This window comes from Nitrosovibrio tenuis (assembly GCF_900109785.1).
Taxonomy (GTDB): domain Bacteria; phylum Pseudomonadota; class Gammaproteobacteria; order Burkholderiales; family Nitrosomonadaceae; genus Nitrosospira; species Nitrosospira tenuis_A.
The window spans coordinates 63370-81659 of record NZ_FOBH01000004.1 but is presented as its reverse complement, the minus strand read 5'-3'; the positions used below and the strand labels follow the sequence as shown (position 1 = coordinate 81659).

16 protein-coding genes and 1 tRNA gene are annotated in these 18290 nt (G+C 49.4%); 11 read left to right on the top strand and 6 right to left on the bottom strand.

Annotated features, from left to right (window positions below; translation table 11 throughout):
- Nucleotides 1–116: 116 nt before the first annotated feature.
- Together BMX00_RS07020 and BMX00_RS07015 are read right to left on the bottom strand one after the other, a co-directional pair.
- Entirely contained in the window at nt 117–1172 is a 1056-nt protein-coding gene (locus BMX00_RS07020) for a YheT family hydrolase (RefSeq protein ID WP_090828314.1), read from the bottom strand.
- A gap of 277 nt (nt 1173–1449) precedes the next feature.
- On the bottom strand, nt 1450–1893 hold the full coding sequence (locus tag BMX00_RS07015; protein ID WP_090828313.1) for a DUF2127 domain-containing protein: 444 nt from the start codon (nt 1891–1893) through the stop codon (nt 1450–1452).
- A gap of 271 nt (nt 1894–2164) precedes the next feature.
- On the opposite strand from BMX00_RS07015, the gene BMX00_RS07010 reads away from it, so the two are divergent.
- Entirely contained in the window at nt 2165–2497 is a 333-nt protein-coding gene (locus tag BMX00_RS07010; RefSeq protein ID WP_245727882.1) for a hypothetical protein, read from the top strand.
- A 262-nt stretch (nt 2498–2759) separates the two neighbouring features.
- On the opposite strand, the gene BMX00_RS07005 is transcribed toward BMX00_RS07010, so the two are convergent.
- Both BMX00_RS07005 and BMX00_RS07000 read right to left on the bottom strand, forming a co-directional pair.
- Entirely contained in the window at nt 2760–3728 is a 969-nt protein-coding gene (locus tag BMX00_RS07005; protein WP_218141511.1) for a class I SAM-dependent methyltransferase, read from the bottom strand.
- 696 nt (nt 3729–4424) lie between these two features.
- On the bottom strand, nt 4425–5528 hold the full coding sequence (locus BMX00_RS07000) for a hypothetical protein (protein ID WP_090828312.1): 1104 nt from the start codon (nt 5526–5528) through the stop codon (nt 4425–4427).
- A 506-nt stretch (nt 5529–6034) separates the two neighbouring features.
- Between BMX00_RS07000 and BMX00_RS06995 the strand changes: the two genes are divergently transcribed.
- The 6 genes from BMX00_RS06995 to BMX00_RS06970 all read left to right on the top strand — a co-directional run bounded on the left by BMX00_RS06995 (nt 6035) and on the right by BMX00_RS06970 (nt 13814).
- Nucleotides 6035–7297, top strand: coding sequence for a tyrosine-type recombinase/integrase (locus tag BMX00_RS06995; RefSeq protein WP_090828311.1), 1263 nt, complete (start codon nt 6035–6037; stop codon nt 7295–7297).
- 104 nt (nt 7298–7401) lie between these two features.
- Nucleotides 7402–8238 carry a hypothetical protein gene (locus tag BMX00_RS06990; RefSeq protein WP_090828310.1) on the top strand — a complete coding sequence of 279 codons (837 nt, stop codon included), beginning with the start codon at nt 7402–7404 and terminating at the stop codon, nt 8236–8238.
- Nucleotides 8239–8373: 135 nt separating this feature from the next.
- Nucleotides 8374–8580: a helix-turn-helix transcriptional regulator gene (locus BMX00_RS06985; RefSeq protein ID WP_090828309.1), complete on the top strand. Its 207-nt coding sequence runs from the start codon at nt 8374–8376 to the stop codon at nt 8578–8580.
- Nucleotides 8577–10517: a replication endonuclease gene (locus BMX00_RS06980; RefSeq protein ID WP_090828308.1), complete on the top strand. Its 1941-nt coding sequence runs from the start codon at nt 8577–8579 to the stop codon at nt 10515–10517. The genes BMX00_RS06985 and BMX00_RS06980 overlap by 4 nt, the downstream gene beginning before the upstream one ends.
- 278 nt (nt 10518–10795) lie before the next feature.
- On the top strand, nt 10796–11710 hold the full coding sequence (locus BMX00_RS06975; protein WP_090828451.1) for a HamA C-terminal domain-containing protein: 915 nt from the start codon (nt 10796–10798) through the stop codon (nt 11708–11710).
- 1 nt (nt 11711) lies between these two features.
- A complete protein-coding gene (locus BMX00_RS06970; RefSeq protein ID WP_090828307.1) occupies nt 11712–13814 on the top strand; it encodes a DEAD/DEAH box helicase in 2103 nt (700 codons plus the stop codon).
- A gap of 268 nt (nt 13815–14082) precedes the next feature.
- Here the strand turns inward: BMX00_RS06970 and BMX00_RS06965 are convergent, their stop codons facing one another.
- Both BMX00_RS06965 and BMX00_RS06960 read right to left on the bottom strand, forming a co-directional pair.
- Entirely contained in the window at nt 14083–14823 is a 741-nt protein-coding gene (locus BMX00_RS06965) for an HNH endonuclease (protein ID WP_090828306.1), read from the bottom strand.
- 116 nt (nt 14824–14939) lie between these two features.
- Nucleotides 14940–15015 (bottom strand) — tRNA-Lys (locus BMX00_RS06960).
- A 147-nt stretch (nt 15016–15162) separates the two neighbouring features.
- Here BMX00_RS06960 and thiO point away from each other — a divergent pair.
- The 4 genes from thiO to ruvA all read left to right on the top strand — a co-directional run bounded on the left by thiO (nt 15163) and on the right by ruvA (nt 18272).
- Entirely contained in the window at nt 15163–16290 is a 1128-nt protein-coding gene (thiO, locus tag BMX00_RS06955; protein ID WP_090828305.1) for a glycine oxidase ThiO, read from the top strand.
- A gap of 123 nt (nt 16291–16413) precedes the next feature.
- Complete coding sequence (locus BMX00_RS06950; protein ID WP_090828304.1) at nt 16414–17139, top strand: YebC/PmpR family DNA-binding transcriptional regulator; 726 nt, start codon at nt 16414–16416, stop codon at nt 17137–17139.
- 24 nt (nt 17140–17163) lie between these two features.
- Nucleotides 17164–17682, top strand: a complete 519-nt coding sequence (gene ruvC, locus BMX00_RS06945) for a crossover junction endodeoxyribonuclease RuvC (RefSeq protein WP_090828303.1) — start codon at nt 17164–17166, stop codon at nt 17680–17682.
- On the top strand, nt 17679–18272 hold the full coding sequence (gene ruvA / locus BMX00_RS06940) for a Holliday junction branch migration protein RuvA (RefSeq protein ID WP_090828302.1): 594 nt from the start codon (nt 17679–17681) through the stop codon (nt 18270–18272). Before ruvC ends, ruvA begins: the two co-directional genes overlap by 4 nt.
- Nucleotides 18273–18290 lie beyond the last annotated feature (18 nt).

Sequence of the window (18290 nt, the reverse complement as noted above, 5' to 3'; positions counted from 1 at the left end):
GAAATTTCAGACCCTGATTTTACACTAAGGATATATTCAAAGGTCAGCCGGCAAAACTTTCCGACACCACCCCAGCCCCAGCCCCAGCCTATGCGCAATACAGTATGCGTAAGAGGTTAAGATGTTATCCGGGAAACCTCGAGCTCAGCCTTACTTGCTTGCAGATTGTAATCAAGCCCGGCCCCCCGCTCTTCGAAAAAACTGATGATTCTTTCGGGCAGCCAGGTCAGTCTGCCGGGGAAAGGCGGATTCAGGAATCCGGCATGTCCTCCCTGCTCGGGAAATTCCAGGACCACCGCGGATGAAACGTCATGTGGTCCAGGCAGTGCGGAAGGCGGCATAAAGGGATCGTTAAGCGCGTTAATGACGAGCGTGGGCACTTCGATGTGCTTGAGCCAAGGCTTGCTGCTTGAGCGATCCCAATAATCTTCGGTGTTTCGAAAGCCGTGCAGCGGTGCGGTCACAAGATTGTCGAACTCATACAGCGTTTGGCATGCGGCCACTGCCTCCGCGTCGAAGAGGCCGGGAAAGCGATCGAGTTTTTCCAAGGCCTTGCGCTTGAGCGTATCGAGAAAATGACGGGTATAAAGAAGGTTAAAACCCGAAGCCAGAGTCTTCCCTGCGGCGGCCAGATCCAGGGGCACGGAAATCGTTACTACGCCGTCGAGCAAGCGGGAGGCCTGTTTGCCCTGCTCGCCCAGCCATTTCAGCAAGGCATTGCCGCCCAATGAGACGCCTACCGCAAAAACAGGCACGGCGAAGCCCAGCCGTTTGTTTTGTACGGCTATCCGGCGAAGCACCAAGTCGATTTCCGTTGAATCGCCGGCGTGATAAGCGCGCGGCAATCGGTTGGGAGACCCCGAGCAGCCGCGGAAATGGACAACGGCACCACGCCAGCCCAGGTCTTGCAGCATACCCATGATGCTCAATACATAATGACTGCTTGAGCTTCCCTCCAGCCCGTGAAACAGCACAACCAGCGGCGCGTCATGATGACCAGCCAGCCAATCGATGTCGATGAAATCTCCATCATCGAGTTCCCAGCGCTCACGCCGGAAGGGAATGAACGGGCGGGAAAGCAGGTAGGGATAAATTGTTTGCGCATTGCCTCCCCGCAGCCAGGCAGGCGCGATGTAAGGTTTGGCGCGCACGGGAAGCAAGGAGATATTCACGCCCAGCCTTTGCAGGCTATACCCGGCGCTGAATTGGCGATCAGCGGATTGAAAGACACTACCATGAATTGAGCAACTACCATGAATTGAGCACCTTGAAGGCTGAGCGGTTAGTTAACGTTCCCACAGTCTGGCTAGAAGCACAAAGGCAGAGTTTCGGTCTATTATAATCACACGGCTTGCCGAGTTAAACATCCGTCAGGGTATCCGTGCTGGCTGGAAAGCAGGTAACCATGCAGGCATAACACATTGGATGGCGGAATGGATATATGCGGCGCTACTTCGCTCGACCGAGCCATAAGGCGCCCAAAATCGCTATATTCGCCAGAAACAGGATCAGCTCTGCCGCGTTAACGTGCTTGATGAGTTCATAAACCTCGATCGGTATGTAAAGTCCCGCGCTTGCCATTCCGAATACCCAGGCCCATCGCTTGCCATGCCATAACCCATAGGCTTCCACCAGCCGGATTACAGCATAGGCCAATGCGCCCAAGCCTAACGCAAGCAGGTGAATGTTAGTGAGATTGGAAGCCATTTCCAGAAAAATTCGAGGATAACGACTGGCGGGGTTAAGATGGAAGTGGCCGACCAGCCGCTCGGCAGCCTGCTGAGCATCCTTATGGAAGAATTCAAAAGCGGCGGCGGCCGTTGCGAGTACCAAAATACCCTTAACGGCCTCGAACGCCGCCACCCACCGCAGGTTAGTGCGCCTGTATTGCATTCCTGCCAGTGCTTGCCTCTGCTCAAGATGCGTCTTCTCGCTGGGTGAATGTTTCCTACCTTAGCGCCGGCTTTGGTCAGTCGCAAGTAAACAAATAAAATATTTAAAAATTAGAGAACGCGCGCAAGGCTGTTGCCTGCCATTTTCGTATATTTATTATGCTAAAAGTTATATTGCGCATATCTTCGGATAGGGTGCTGCGCTCTGCGGCATTAATTCATTAGCCTGCGGCGTGCCGCCGGCAGGATTCAATATTTATTGAGGGCTTATCATGAGAATAAAATTTTTTCTAACCATCTTTTTTCTGGCCTTTTCCAGCCCAAGTATTGCAACTGAAAAAGATTACAAATTGTGTACCATAGGCGGCTATTTTTCCGGTACTCATGACAAGTTTTTGAGCGGGCTGGCCGCGCATATTGCGCAAAAGAAAAATGTTTTTGGCACACCCATATGTAACGCCGCGTGGGAAAACGCTTTTAGGATCGGTGAGAAGTTATATAAAACGGGAAGGGTTCAAGAACAGGCGGAGGGGGAAATTATCCAGCAGGCTGCCGCATTCAGCGCTAAGGTCTACGACGCGATCAGCGCCCGTATTGATTTCTGACATAAGCTTTCTCCCTCGGAGTCGTCCCGCTTTGAATGAAGTCCGAAACTGATATGGCCACCTGATGGTCCGCAGACCGAAGACGATTAACCGACCGGGAGGCTAACGGGCCCGCACCGCCAAGAGGTTGCTGAGAGGCGGCGCTGCTTTACAAGAATGGACCGCCGGAAGCGTGGGAAGTTAGCGTGCCAGTTTAATGAATTGGTAAGAAATGAATTGGAATACGCACCCGACACCGCCCATCCCGACACCGCGCGTCCGCTTAATTTTTAAGAACAGCCCAAAACTCATTTGACTCGAATCGCGTGCTGTAAATTCGCTCCGCTGTCAGATTGATTAGGTTGAGAGAACGAAGTAAGCCGATAATTTCCTTAAAACTGTCAGGGGTAAAATACCACGCATGAACGTCAATATAGCGGCCTTTCGCGTTGCGCCAATCGTTTATTGCATTTTGAACCTTTTCCGGATCGATGAAGTGCTGCTCAGCGTCAAGCGGCCGCCAGTGCCGGCGCGCGTTATTATGAGTCGTTAATGAGCGGTGTTCGACCACGCTGCGGAGAGTATGCACCGTGCGCTGTTCCTCATGCGCTTGTACAACTTCAGCTATTGTCGATGGGGCAATGTGTTTGTCAAAGCAGTAGCGCTTATCTGGGATCAAGATAAAGTAACGTCCGCCGTCATTTTTTAACTTGCGCTGCACCTGCTGAAGGTGATGGATCAAATCGGGCTGATGCTCTATGCAGTGACTGCTCAGGACTGCGTCGAACTCCCCCGTAAAACCGTCAAGTCCTTGCGGTCCAAGAACATGATGAATGGTCGGTACGGAATCAGGATCCAATCCCAAATCTCCAGCCCGTTTTTTCAATCCGTCCCGGTCCAGGACATCGCAATACGAAACGTTATCGCCGTGTAGCAGTGGGGTTGCAAAGGGACCAACCTCAAGCGCCTGCATTCCAGGGGCAACCAGAGAAGCGAACTGTTTGCGATTGGCTAACCCATTGGATACACGCCCTTCAGGCTTTCCGTAGCGGTTATAGTGCTCAAGCAACTGATTGTCACCCATGTGAGCCAGGTCTTCATGCAATCGCCGGTAAATATGACAGTCCAGTTCAGGGGGAGGCGCCCTCTCACAGGAGTTGAATTCTGCCGGAATAGCCGCCTTTAGCCGCGGACGCGCGAAAGGATTCAGAACCTGATGCCAAATTTTCTTCAAATTTATCGATTTCTGCACGATCTACCCAGTTTGCATGCCCTTGATAATTTTACGGAATCCTTTTCCATTCCGTACATTCGTCATATGGTAATTGACGTGCCATAAGTTTATCATTTGTCGGACTCAGCTCTGCCGTTATAATTTCAACGCATTGTTTCAGAATTGGACGTTTGGAGAACGAAGGGTCCGTCTGCTGTGCGTCTGGATACCGACACGGGTTTGTAAGGGGGCCCCCTATCCTCATACGCCGAACACGGCGCTACTTGCCTGGGACTGGTTTACGGCCGTAAAGTAGAGTATCAGTCGGCGCAACGGGACGACGTAGCTGAACTATTCTCGAACAGCAAACTTTCGGTGCTGCTACGACATAGCCGCCCAGACTCAACTTATTACGACTCGAAGAAGATCTGACCCAGGCTCATTTACGCTTGGCGCGCACTTACATGGAACATCTGGACCGGAAGGAATGTGTCAGCAAGTATGACCGGCGGCACACATTCTTTATTGCGACTCGCCGTATTAAGGCACAGAAGACTATGGCGTTGACTTCGGATTGAGCAATACGGTCAGTTAGCTGCGCTGATCAGATCGATGAAAGCAAAACGATCATAAGCGTCAACGATACCCTGAAATGGGTGAAGCATTGCCCAGCCTGGCGATGGAAACTGTCGATATTTTCCTACGGTAATTTTCCATATAAGCATACGCGCCCGTCTACGTTTTGGACCTAATCGCAGAAGAGAGAGTCGCTGATTTTCTTGCTAATCGTGTAACAAGGTCCAAGCTCCAAACGAGAATTAAAGAAACCGAAAAAACGAAGAAACGATAGTGATCGGAAGGGAATAGAAGCATATGCATGGTAATAAAAAGAAATGGCAGGCCGCATAGGCAATAAAACTCTAGCTTATCCTCTACCTTAGCGTGGTTTAGCCAGAGCAAATAAAGCGCGAGCACGTATACCACCGAATGGGGATGAGCAATTAGGCTCTCTAACAACTTTGCGTAAGGTATGAGGTAATCGCTAAGTTTATGTGAAATGACGATATCAGCGGGGTAGGGAGTAAAAGAACCGATAAACGTGAAGTTAAAAAGCGTCAAATATCCGTAATTCCCGTTTAGCTGAGTAACCAACACATAAATAACAACAGCAGATACAAGAGAAAATAATGAAAAAAGCCTATTCCCGTGAAAATAGGTAAACGTCATTAAAAGCGCTGACAGCAATATAAAATCTGTTCTTATTAAAGGGAGGATGACCGCGATAAAGAACACCAGCTTTCCTCTTCTAATCAAACTATATATTCCCACAAGGGAAAAGAAACCGGCCATTGCATCAGGCGTAGAAATCCGTGCTACTTCCGTATATCCGGTTACCGCAACAATAATTGGCAGCATTGCTATGGGGACAGCCGTCTCTAAAATAATCAAGCCGAGCACTAGTACGGATAACGACGCGAAGACGGCGCTAATTACATACGTTGATTTTGTGTAACTCAAGCCAATGTCTTTGAGCAGCCGTATCAATTGGATATAAGCGACTCTAATTGAATAGAATGGTAGTTGCTGTTCCAAAGAAGAGGGGTCTTTAAATACCGTTTCTCTATATTCTCCCGTTATGAGCGGTAAAAATCGTTTGGTACTTGCTTCTTTCTTTATTTCCCCGTACGTTTCTCTCGTTAGGTCCCCTCCTCTATAGCCGTCTTTATGAAATGCAGCGGCCACGTATGCAACCATATCCCAGTTGTGCTCGGGTTTCAGAAGCCCGTATACCAAGATGATTGTAGCGGTTATCAAAATGATTCCATATCTGACAGCCATCAAAATTCCCGCAGGTTCATTTTGTGGATAGAGATGATACGACACCCCGACTGGAAAATTAACGGAGTAGGGATAAAGAGTTTTTACTACCGGGAAACAGGGGAGTAATTGTCGGCAGCTAGGGGAGGTATAAGGTATCCATCGCTAGGCGAGTGATAAACGAAGCGGTAATACTTCGACAGTAACACCAACGAATAGGAATGGAATAGAGTCGAGCAGACAAGCGAGATCTGAATGCCCCACTTGTGTCACATAGATAGTGAGCTATTAGCCCACGTCTGAGGTAACTAATTATTTTTTTATTGGTAGGCCGTGGCAGATTCGAACTGCCGACCAACGGATTAAAAGTTCTGATTTAATTGTTTTAAAGCCTTTTACCAAGCATCACTGATCTATTAATATTAATATGTAACAAGTACTTATTGTTTGATATCCTTTGAAGCTTCTTGACTCAACTTTATATATCGGGTCTACTATGCGGCTACTAAATCTCATCAGTAGCCCATATGCCCAAGCTCACCAAATCCGTTGTCGATGCGATTCCCTACCCCGAAACCGGCCAAATCTTTTACCGCGATTCAGAGATTAAAGGCTTTGGCCTTCGCGTAGGCACCAGCAGCAAGGTCTATATCGCCGAAGGCAAGGTCAACAGTAAGACGATACGCGTCAGCATTGGTCATCACGGTATCTTTACCGCCGAGCAAGCCCGGCAAGAAGCTAAAAACATCCTTGGCATGATCGCGCGGGATATCAATCCCAATGATGTTTCTAAAGCCAAACGGGCGCAAAGCGTAACTTTATCCGAGGTGTTTGAAGCGTATCTAAAGGCGCGAGGTAGCCTAAAATCTCGCACCGTATATGATTACAAGCGGTTGATGAAAACCTACCTTGCCGACTGGCAAACCAAGCCATTAGTCGAAATTAGCAAGGACCAGATAGAACGCAAGCACAGGGAAATAGGCGAGCGCAGCCCTGCCCAAGCAAACCTCACCATGCGCTTTGTGCGAGCCCTTCTGAATTTTGCGATAGGCAAGTACGAGGACTCAGCCGGCAACCCCATCATTGCCAACAACCCGACAAAGCGGCTTTCGCAAACCCGCTCGTGGTATCGCGTAGACAGGCGCAATACGGTTATAAAAGCCCATGACCTGCCCCAATGGTTCAGAGCTGTAAATAATCTCAAGGATGACGCTCTAGGCCGCAACAGAATCAAGGATTATTTGTTGTTACTGCTCTTCACAGGACTCCGCCGTGAGGAAGGGCTAAGCCTTGCATGGAGCCAAGTGGATTTGAAGGCGAAGACGTTGACGATACCCGACCCCAAGAACCGGCAGCCGCATGTATTGCCGTTGAGCAATTTCTTACATGATTTGCTTATGAAACGCTACCTGGAGAGAACGGATAGTCCTTTCGTCTTTCCGGGAGACGGCATTAAAGGCTATCTGAACGAACCAAGAAAGCAGATGAACAAGGTTATCGAGGAATCCGGGGTTGAGTTCACATTACACGACCTCAGACGCACCTTTATTACGGTTGCGGAAAGTTTGGATATCTCGGGTTATGCCCTGAAGCGGTTAGCGAATCACAAAATGGCAAACGATGTAACCGCAGGCTACATCATCAGCGATGTGCAACGGCTAAGGGAGCCCATGCAAAGGGTCACTAATTTTCTGCTTACAAGCATGAATGCGGTTACCGATACAGATACGTATACCGTTACCGTAATAGATACAGTTACCGATACAGACAAGCCTACCTGCGCCACTTGATACCGTTACCGTAACGGATACAGTTACTGTTACTGTTACTGTTACTGTTACCGTTACAGACGGGTTACCGATATCGGTACAGTTCGAGTTCGGAAAAAACAATCATGATTCTCGGCTTTGAAAATTTTCATCCATTGAAAGGAAAGCTGACTTCCGAATTCACGGAACTTTGCGGCGATATCGTATTTCGAGCCCGTGCGCTCCTTGCCCAGCGTTCAGAGAAAGAGATATTTGCAGCAATAGAAATTATTAACTGGATGACCGATCAGTCACCGGCACCGGCTCGTGAAAAAGATGAGGTACATATCAAAATTAACAAGATGTTTGAAAAAGATGAGCATGGGAAACCTATAAAGCTTGACGGAAATATCCACGATTGGCTCACTAGGCGCAATGTATACAGCATTACGTACGCGTTGAAAGAACGGCAATCCAAATACGACATTACCGAGGATGAGAGCTTTCCCAATGGAACCTGGGCGGATTTTTTTGCCGTACTGGCGTTAGCCCTCATAGATCAAGCGAGTTTTTCGTATACGTCTACTCGTGGCCCCTACAAAGATTCTGATGCAAACTTCCTTTTCCTTAATCTCGCTAATTGCGCACGTTCAGCAGAGTATCTGATCGAGGCTATGGATGCCGTAGCGACGGCTGAAGGCACTCACCGGTTTGAATCCGGCATGGCCGAGACCACCCAGAAAATAAAGACTCGCAACCAGCGAGCGGCTATCCAACGGCACAGCAAAACTAATAACGCTCTTATGGCGCTGCAAGACTTCTATTCGTCCGGAACATTCAAATCCAAGCGCCATGCCGCCCAACTCTTCTGTGAGAAGTCTCCAGAAATGGTTGAACATCTGGCTCACTATAACCGAGTGCGCACCCTAACCGAAGGGCTTTCGAAACTTCTCAAAGGCCAGCGCCCTTCCCTTCAGCAATAGTCTCATCTATTACACGTCTGCAACGCATACGTATACGTGTGCAATGGTGACGTACACGGCTGCACCGTAAAGGTATAACGCCTCACCCTGAGAGTCTGAAATCATGAGCCCTGCTTTGATCAATCAGGAGGGCTTATGCAAAACACTACACTTCTTAACACCAGTCAGGCTGCCCGGTATCTGGGCTTAAGCAAGGCATTTTTGGAGCGCGACCGCTGGGCCGGAGCAAAGGTCCCATTCATAAAGATCGGCTCCAGAGCCGTCCGCTACCGCTTGCAAGACTTGGAGCGTTATATCGAGTCCTGCATTCGCAAATCCACGAGCGATACAGGCCGCAAATGAGTGCTGCTCCCCGGCTTGTCCCAAGTCCAAAAGGAACATACGTCTGGGATGATGGCCTTGTTCTCTACGTTGAAGAGGACAAAGAGCCTTTCACTTCCAACGTTCTCAGCCAACACCCCGACTGTCTGGCGGAGCCAATGGCATTAGAGTATGCCCGGCTGTATCTCGCTCAAGGGGAAGAGAAGGCAGAAGCATACCTTGCGGCAATTTCCGATCAGCTTGTCAGCACACCTTTAAGCCTTTTGGCAACGGATGAGGAAATAGAGGTTTTTGCCCGAAAGGTAGCTGATCAATTCTTCCGCCTGCAACGCTGGTTCAATAATCCCGCCATCGCAGCCCCGTTTCTCTGCCAGCTGGCAGAGAGCAAATATGGAGTCGCTACCCCACTGGGCAAAACAGGTAAGGCGGTTTCTCTGTCAGTAAAACCCTTATCCGTAGCTGTAACGGAAGCGGTAAGAAACCCTCTAGTTTCTGTATCGGTATCGGTACCAGTAACAAAAGGAAACTCCATTGAGCAGTTTCCCGTATCGGTAACGGATACAGACAGACAGCCTGTTTCGTTAATGGAAAGGAAAACGTCCGCTTTTCCTGTAACGGTATCTGTTACAGACAGGCAGACTCCTGTAACGGTAACAGGAAAATCCGATTCTCCCCTTCCTGTAACCGTTACCGATACAGGAATTACCGCTACAGGAATTCTAGCTCGCCTTGCGGATGAGTATTGGTGGCGGAGGGCATTGCGCAAAGTCCATGTACGCAAATTCGAGCATGCGGCGGTAAGGTTGGGATTGGTTCACCGACGCAAGGGAAAATACGTCAGCGATGAAACGCTGAACAGGAGACGCAAGCGCATCCGCCGTAACCGGGCCGTCCTTGAACATTGCATCGCTATCAATGAGCTTGGGCAGGAATATACGTTACAGCAATTAGCCGAGCTATCGGTATCGAACCCCAAGATACGCCGTGCTGAATTGATGACCCGTATTGCCGGGTTTGACGCTGTTGCTCAGTCTCTTGGGCATGAGGCGATGTTCTATACCGTCACCTGTCCTTCGCGCATGCATGCGAGGTTATCCGCAACAGGCGAAGAAAACCCGAAATACGACAAAACGACACCGAGACAAGCGCAAGCCTATCTAGCCAAGCTTTGGACTCAGATAAGAGCCAAGCTGCACCGTATGGGGATACATGTTTATGGTTTTCGTGTCGCTGAGCCTCAACACGACGGTACGCCGCATTGGCACCTGTTGCTGTTCATGTCGAAGGAAAACGTCGAAAAGGTTGGCAGCATTATCCGTGACTATGCGCTGCGCGAGGATGGCGACGAGCCGGGCGCGGCAGAGCACCGTTACAAGGAAGAACGCATAGATAGATCAAAAGGAACAGCGGCCGGTTATATCGCCAAATACATCTCTAAGAATATCGATGGATTTGGCTTGGATAGCGATATCGATGGCGGAAACCCCGAAACCGCAGCCGAGCGAGTAAGAGCCTGGGCGAGCACTTGGGGCATACGCCAATTCCAGCAGATTGGCGGGCCGCCTGTAACGATATGGCGCGAGCTGCGCCGTATGGGTGAAATGGGAGTAACCGGAGAGTTGAAGGAGCTGAGGCAAGCGGCGGATAAGGGCGAATGGGACCGTTATGTGATGCTGATGGGCGGACCGGAAGCGAAACGCAAGGATTTCCCGATATCACTGGCTAAGCAGTGGAATGATGAGCCTAACCGTTACAGGGAGCCCAAAGGGGAGAAAATCATTGGAATAGCTTGGGTGAGCGCGGTATTCCCTACACGGATTCATCAGTGGACTATTAGGCGTGAGTATGAGCCAAATATTTTAAAAAGGCTGGTTGAGCTTAAGCCGCTTCCAAATGGAAGGGCGGCAGTAATCACCTTGCATCAGATTTGGCCTTCCACCTTGGAGTCCTGTCAATAACTGTACGCAGTACGGTAAGAAGGGAAGCTAGTTGTCGATGAGAAGCGACAATTGAATTCCAACTGCTTTTTACAGCATTAGTTGGGTAATCCTGAATGTCCCTACTCAGCTTTGGGTGTACTAAAGTCCAATGGCAGTTGTCTCTGAACCCGATAAAAATGGACCATCCTCGGCCTTATAAAAAAAATAGCACGCTCGAACTAGGGAGATTGAAAGGCAGCAAGGTTAGAATTGCAAATCGAATATGGAGCTTGAAATTACTAATAATAAAGGAGCATATGGAATTCGAAGTCTTGATTGATACTTCGTTCGCAAATGTCGCTAAAGAACGTTTCGAGGGCCCGATTGGCAATAAATCTGTCCTAAGTCTGATCAACGACTTCGAAGATGGCGAATGGCGAGCGAAAAAATTTCATAATTTTATTTGGGACAACATCAAAGAAACCGCGCTGTCCCTTCGAGAACGAAATTGCCTTGCAGGCAAAGAGAATTCACTACTTGACGCAGCTGCACAAAACCTGAGATTGACTGACAAAGATGGTGACATCGGTAAAGGAAGTGAACTGGCTGAAATAGTGTTGTACGGAATAATGAAACATCATTACAAAGCGCTTCCCGTAGTTCCAAAGATTTTCTACAAGCAAAACTCACAAGACAACGCAAAGGGCGCCGATAGCGTTCACATAGTAATCCATAAAAATGGGGATTTCACGCTTTGGTTTGGGGAGGCGAAGTTCTACAAATGTATTGAGGATGCGAATCTGTCAAGGATCGTTGACTCTGTAAAGAATTCTCTTCATGCAGACAAGCTTCGCAAAGAGAATACGATTATCACAAACGTCTCAGATATCGAAGACCTCGATATAGATCGCGAAATCAAGACGAGGATCAGGGAATCTCTCGCACAGGGTAGGTCTCTGGATGAGCTAAAGCCAAAGATCAATATTCCAATATTACTTTTGCATGAATGTGAAATTACCCAGAAGGCAAAGGAACTTACTGAAAAATATAAGGAGCAGATTGCTGATTATCATAAATCGAGAGCAACAGCATATTTCAAGAAACAAGTGAAAGGTCTTTCAGATGTTTTTAAATACGCAGAGATTAGATTTCACATTATTTTATTTCCCGTTCCGTATAAGGCCCCCATCATTAGCCGGTTTGTTACCAAGGTAGGACAGCATAAAGCTTGATATGGACATTTTCGATACCTGCTCAAGAGTAAACGATCTTTTTGAACTCGATAGGGAAGTCGAAGCTAGGGATAAGCTTATCCAACTTTTGGATTACCTAGAGAAAACGCAAATTCCTTATTCAGAGCTCGTGAATCGTTTGATTAGACGATCTGGTCTCTATCCCTATCTCAAGACCGAAACCGCGACGTGGGAAGATAGATGTGCGTATGAAGCATTTAAGGTCGATGTTGGTTTGGAACTGCCAGTTACTTTGCATCGTGAACAGTCCTCCGTTCTTAAACAGCTGATCGATGGCAAGAATATAGCAGTTAGCGCACCTACCAGCTTTGGTAAGAGCTTCATCATCGATGCATTTATATCATTGAAGCAGCCGAAGAATGTGGTGATTATCGTGCCGACACTAGCATTAACCGATGAAACAAGAAGAAGGCTTCAGCAAAAGTTCTCGGGACGATACAAGATTATTACAACCGGTGATGTCCCTCTGGGGGAAAGAAACATACTTGTTTTTCCACAAGAGCGAGCAATTCATTATGCCAACTTGATCCAAGATTTGGACCTGCTTGTGATAGATGAATTCTATAAGGCAAGCCCCGTATTTGATAAGGAACGTTCGCCAGCCTTACTTCGGGCTATTCTGAGATTAGGCGACATCGCCAAGCAGAAGTATTTCCTCGCCCCAAATATTTCCGACCTGAAAGGCAATTTCTTCACCAAGGGGATGGAGTTTGCACTAGTAAATTTTAATACCGTGTTCTTAGAAAAGCATGAGCTCTACCGACAAATGGGCAAGAACGAGGAACGTAAAAGTCAGTTCTTGATACAGCTACTACAGTCTGCGAAAAGTAAAACGTTGGTCTATGCCGCCACCTATTCAAACATTAGTAGTCTTTCCACGCTTTTGATTGACAAACTTCCGACCTTAGAACTTGAGCGGCTTCATGATTTTGAAGCCTGGCTTTCAACAAACTACGGTCGAAACTGGCACTTAACAAAGCTAGTGAAACGGGGAGTTGGCATACACAACGGTCAACTCCACCGATCTCTGAGCCAAATTCAAATAAGGCTGTTCGAAGACCCAGATGGCCTAGATACTATCGTCTCAACCTCCTCCATTATTGAAGGGGTAAATACCTCAGCGGAAAATATAGTCATATGGAGCAATAAAAAGGGAGGACGAGGGAATCCAAAACTTGATGACTTCACGTATAAAAATATCATCGGACGTGGCGCACGCATGTTTCGGCATTTTGTGGGAAAGATCTATATTCTCGAAGAGCCACCCGCCACAACCAATACTCAGCTAGAGCTAACCTTGCCTGATCAGTTACTTGGAAGTATAGATGAAGTGAAATATTCCAGGGACCTAACACCTGAACAGATCGCAAAGATTGCCGCGTATAAGGAGGAGATGCGAGGGTTATTACATGAGGATAGCGTCGCAGAGTTGTTAAATGGCAACGAACTCCAGAGTAGCAATTCGACGCTCATTCGGGATATCGCCAGCGCAATCAATAGCAATGCAAAGGATTGGAATGGGCTTGGCTATCTGAATTCTGAAAACCCAGAAGACTGGGACAGATTGCTATATAAGACAATTCGGCTACGCTCTGATATTTGGGGAACTGAACATCACAAGATCGTCGCCTTCATGAAGGTCATCAGCAATAATTGGACAAATACCATTCCAGAGATGCTTGAAGAGCTAAATGAGTATGATATAGGTCTGGATGAATTTTTTAAACTGGAGCGCACGATCACACATAATTTGGCATCACTGCTTAGTGACGTTAACTTAATCTATAGAAAGATCACTAAGACGGCTATAGACATTTCGCCGTTTGCAGCAAGAGTGTCCTTCGCATTCTTGCCACCAAACGTTTTCAGGCTAGAAGAATATGGCTTGCCGCGAATGATCTCTAGAAAAATTCATCATGCTGGATTAATCGATCTCGCCGATGTAACACTGAGTTTGCACGACTGTATTGATCAATTTCTTGCAAGTGGTGCCCAGTCTATAAAACTTTCGGTTAAAAATCTTGACAGGTTTGATCACTACGTAATTAATCATTTCTTTGAGGGAATTCAAAGAATTAAATGAACGGGTTTGGATTTTTCCCAAAAATAATGGGGTCTCAGATGCGTTTCTACCCCCAGCTCGCCCATTAGATAATTTCAGTTAGGTTGTTTTCTTGTAATCAACGTTCAATGTTAAAGCTCAGTAGTCAGTCGCAGCAGCGTTGGCTCATTCGCTGAGATGTCGCTCCATTAGTTTCTTGGTTTCGTAAAGGGCTGTAAGCACGGTGGCAGACAACCCAATCCCGCTTCTTGGGTTTATATCTTCTGCTAGCTGATGAATTAGTTCTTTGCTATTCAATGTTAAAAAGCCGAAACTCGGGTTCTCGCAGGTCAGTTGGTAGCGGAGCCTGAATTCGAGGATGCAGTGGAACTATTAGGTCCATATAAAGCAACCGAAGATGGAACATTTCTGCGTTATCCTCAATCTCAGTGACTGATAAGACAACCCCTTTCTTCCAATCATCCCAGCTTACCCCCTGAGTGATAAACCGCGATGCTGCCTGCATGTCTTCCCGCTGAAGATACCACCAATTGCCCTGCTTACGCCCTTCTAGGGCGTATTCCCGCGCCGCATCGTAACGCTCATGAAAGACGTCTGTCGGACTATCATTTGCAACCACTTCAATTCCCATTTTTAGAAGGGTGCGGCAAATCATATGGGGCCGGAGCGGATGTGCCAGTAATCGAATTTCTGTCTTCCTACCTTCGCTCATTGCGTGCTCAAAGCAGCGAGCCGGATCATAACCAAATTGCCCAGCCTTCATGGCTGCCTGCACAGTGCCTTCCCATGATCTGAGCCACGGTGCTTTATGCTTTTTTGTGGGAATTCCAAGAAAGACGCGAAAGAATGAGAATGGATAATCACTGAGCGCCTGCTGTTCGATTTCAGAGCCGAAGCGATTCTGACAATGATCGCAAAATAGCCCCTCCCGAAGTAACGCCCAATCGCCACCACCTAAGGACTCTGGCAAAATATGCTCGCGCGTTGTGAAAGGTGCCGTTTCAGACTTACAAAAAACACATTGTTGCATGAAGGGTTAGAAGAGCCTAAAAAATTCTATTGAATTAGGCTTACAATTTTATACTACTATGAGGCTACTAATTAAGAGTGACAAACAGCGTTCAATATTCAAGTTGCTGTTTTATTTGGTAGGCCGTGGCAGATTCGAACTGCCGACCAACGGATTAAAAGTCCGCTGCTCTACCGGCTGAGCTAACGGCCCATAGATACGAGGGGAGTGCATTATACCGGCTCACCTACTTGATATAAAGTTTTTTGGATCAAGCTCGCTTGTTGCATAATTGCTTCGCTATCCCGTTCATCGTAGGAATTCAGTTTTGAGACGCCGGTGTATTAGGGAATTGACCATTTGAGCAGCGACGTAATTGTCATAGGCGGCGGAATTGCCGGGCTTGCCACAGCCCACGAATTGATCCGGTCTGGCGCAAGCGTGACAATACTCGAGCGCAGTCGCTGCGGCCTGGAGGCGTCATGGGCGGGCGCCGGCATTCTTTCCCCGCTCCTGCCATGGGATTACCCCCAGTCGGTGGCCCGATTGGCGCAGTTGAGCAACAGCCTGTTTCCCGAATTTATCGAAGCACTCACTACGGAAACAGGCATCGATCCCGAGTATCAGGCCAGCGGCATGCTGGTATTGCCCGAGTTGCTGCCCGAATCTTCCGGCGACGCTAAGGGCTTGCGGCAAGACGCTCGCAACCAAATGGCAGAAGACTGGTGCGGCCGCAACGCCTTCCCCATGACACGAGTGCGTTCTCGTGAAATCGCTCGGGCGCTTGCCCGCGACCAGGAGGCATTTTGGCTGCCGGGCGTATGCCAGGTACGCAACCCTCGCTTGTTGCAGGCGCTGATACGGGCGGTGAATCTGGCCGGGGGGAAAATCGTTGAACACACCGCGGTTGCCGGCTTGAGGGTGGAGCGTGGACGCACCCAGTCGATCAGCACGAGCCAGGGTGACGAATATTCCGCGGACCATTACATCGTGGCCGCTGGTCCGTGGAGTCGCCAGCTTCTGGGCGAGCACGCGTTAAAGCTTGATATTTGGCCGGTGCGAGGGCAAATCCTGCTGTTCAAGGCGCAGCCCGGCCTGCTCGATACGATTCTGCTACAGGAATGGGATTATTTTTATCTGATCCCCCGGCATGATGGACATATTCTTGCGGGCAGCACTTTGGAAGAAGCCGGTTTCGACAAATCCCCTACTACCGAAGCGCGGCAAATATTGCTCGCAAAGGCACATGCACTCGTGCCCGCGTTGACCGAAGAAACTGTTTCCGGTCATTGGGCGGGGTTGCGCCCTGGTTCGCCAGCGAATATACCCGTTATCGATCGCCACCCTTCGATCTCCAATCTTTATCTCAACAGCGGCCATTACCGCTACGGCGTTACCATGGCGCCGGGCAGCGCCCGCCTTCTCTCCAACATCATTCTCGATAAACCCCAGCCGGTGGATGTGACACCCTACCAGTGGCCGCGATAGGCCGACCTAACATCGGCAACTGGTTTGGTCGATGGAATAGCATTACGGCATATGGTGCTTTGTGAGGCGGGACGGGGGTGATAACATTGCACTACCTCAACACAGGAAATAGGCATACGCATCATGGCTGGTCACAGCAAGTGGGCTAATATCAAACACAAGAAGGCCGCGCAGGACGCCAAGCGCGGCAAGATTTTCACACGCCTCATCAAGGAAATTACCGTTTCCGCCCGCATGGGCGGGGGTGATCCCAACAGCAATCCACGGCTGCGTCTGGCCGTCGACAAAGCATATGAACACAACATGCCCAAGGATAACGTCGAGCGCGCGATCAAGCGTGGCAGCGGCGATCTCGAGGGCGTGGATTACGAGGAAATTCGTTACGAAGGTTACGGCATCGGTGGCGCAGCCGTTTTGGTCGACTGCATGACTGACAATCGGGTGCGTACCGTCGCTGATGTGCGCCATGCTTTCACCAAATATGGCGGCAATCTTGGCACTGACGGCTCAGTGGCATTTTTGTTCAAGCATTGCGGACAGCTGCTATTCGCCCCCGGCACTGATGAAGACAAGCTGATGGAGGCGGCGCTTGACGCCGGTGCGGAGGATATTATCGTCAACGATGACCGTAGCATCGAAGTCATCACCGCACCCTACGAATTTGTTGCGATCAAAGAGGCCTTGGAGAAGGCCGGTTTCAAGGCGGAGCTTGGCGAAGTGACCATGAAGCCTGCCAGCGAAACCACATTGGCTGGGGACGATGCAACAAGAATGCAGAAGCTGCTGGATGCACTGGAAAATATCGATGATGTGCAGGAGGTCTACACGACCGCGATGATGGATGAATAGATCTCTTACCCGACGGGTATAAAAATCCGTATCTTAGGCATAGACCCCGGCCTGCGCATTACAGGTTTCGGGATCATCGATCAAACGGGCGGCAAGCTGTCCTATATCAGCAGTGGTTGTATCAAAACACTGGATGGCGAGCTGCCGTCGCGCCTGAAGTCCATTATGGATCATCTCAACGAAGTCATCGCCCTTCACCGCCCCGAACAGGTCGCGGTAGAGCAGGTATTTGTCAATGTCAATCCGAAATCCACACTGATGCTGGGCCAGGCGCGCGGCGCCGCGATTTGTACGGCCGTGCTGAACAATCTCGCTGTCGCCGAATACACCGCATTGCAGATCAAGCAGGCGGTCGTCGGCAAAGGCCACGCGAAAAAAGAACAGGTGCAGGAAATGGTCAGGCGGCTGCTGCAGCTTGGCGGCAGCCCCAGCGCGGACGCCGCGGACGCCCTGGCCTGTGCGATCTGCCACGCCCATGGGGGACTGGGGCTGGGCAGGATTTCGACAGCGGGCTACCGTATGAAACGCGGGAGACTGGTATGATCGGCAGGATAACCGGCCTGCTGCTGGAAAAACTCCCGCCGCTGGTGCTGGTTGACGTCCAGGGCGTCGGTTACGAAATCGACGTGCCGATGAGCACTTTCTATAACCTGCCGCCGACAGGAAACCTTATAACGCTTCATACCCATCTCGTCGTGCGCGAAGACGCGCACTTGCTTTTTGGCTTCGCCACTGAAGCGGAGCGGCAGGCTTTTCGTCAGCTCGTGAAAATTTCCGGCGTCGGCGCAAGGACTGCCCTGGCCTTGCTGTCCGGCTTGAGCGTTGCCGATTTGCGTCAAGCGGTCGCTGCCCAGGATAGCGGGCGGCTGATCAAGATCCCCGGTATCGGCAAGAAAACCGCCGAACGGTTATTGCTTGAGCTGCGCGACAAGCTGGAACCCGGCCTGACCGGTGCGGCGGGTACGCCGGCGGCGACGCGTTTGTCCTCGAACGAAAGTGACGTGCTCAATGCCCTATTGTCTCTGGGGTATAATGACCGGGAAGCCAATTGGGCGATCAGGCAATTATCCCCAGACACCACCGTATCCGACGGTATACGGCAGGCATTAAAGCTTCTATCAAAAGAAAAGTAGCTCTATAACTGCCGGACT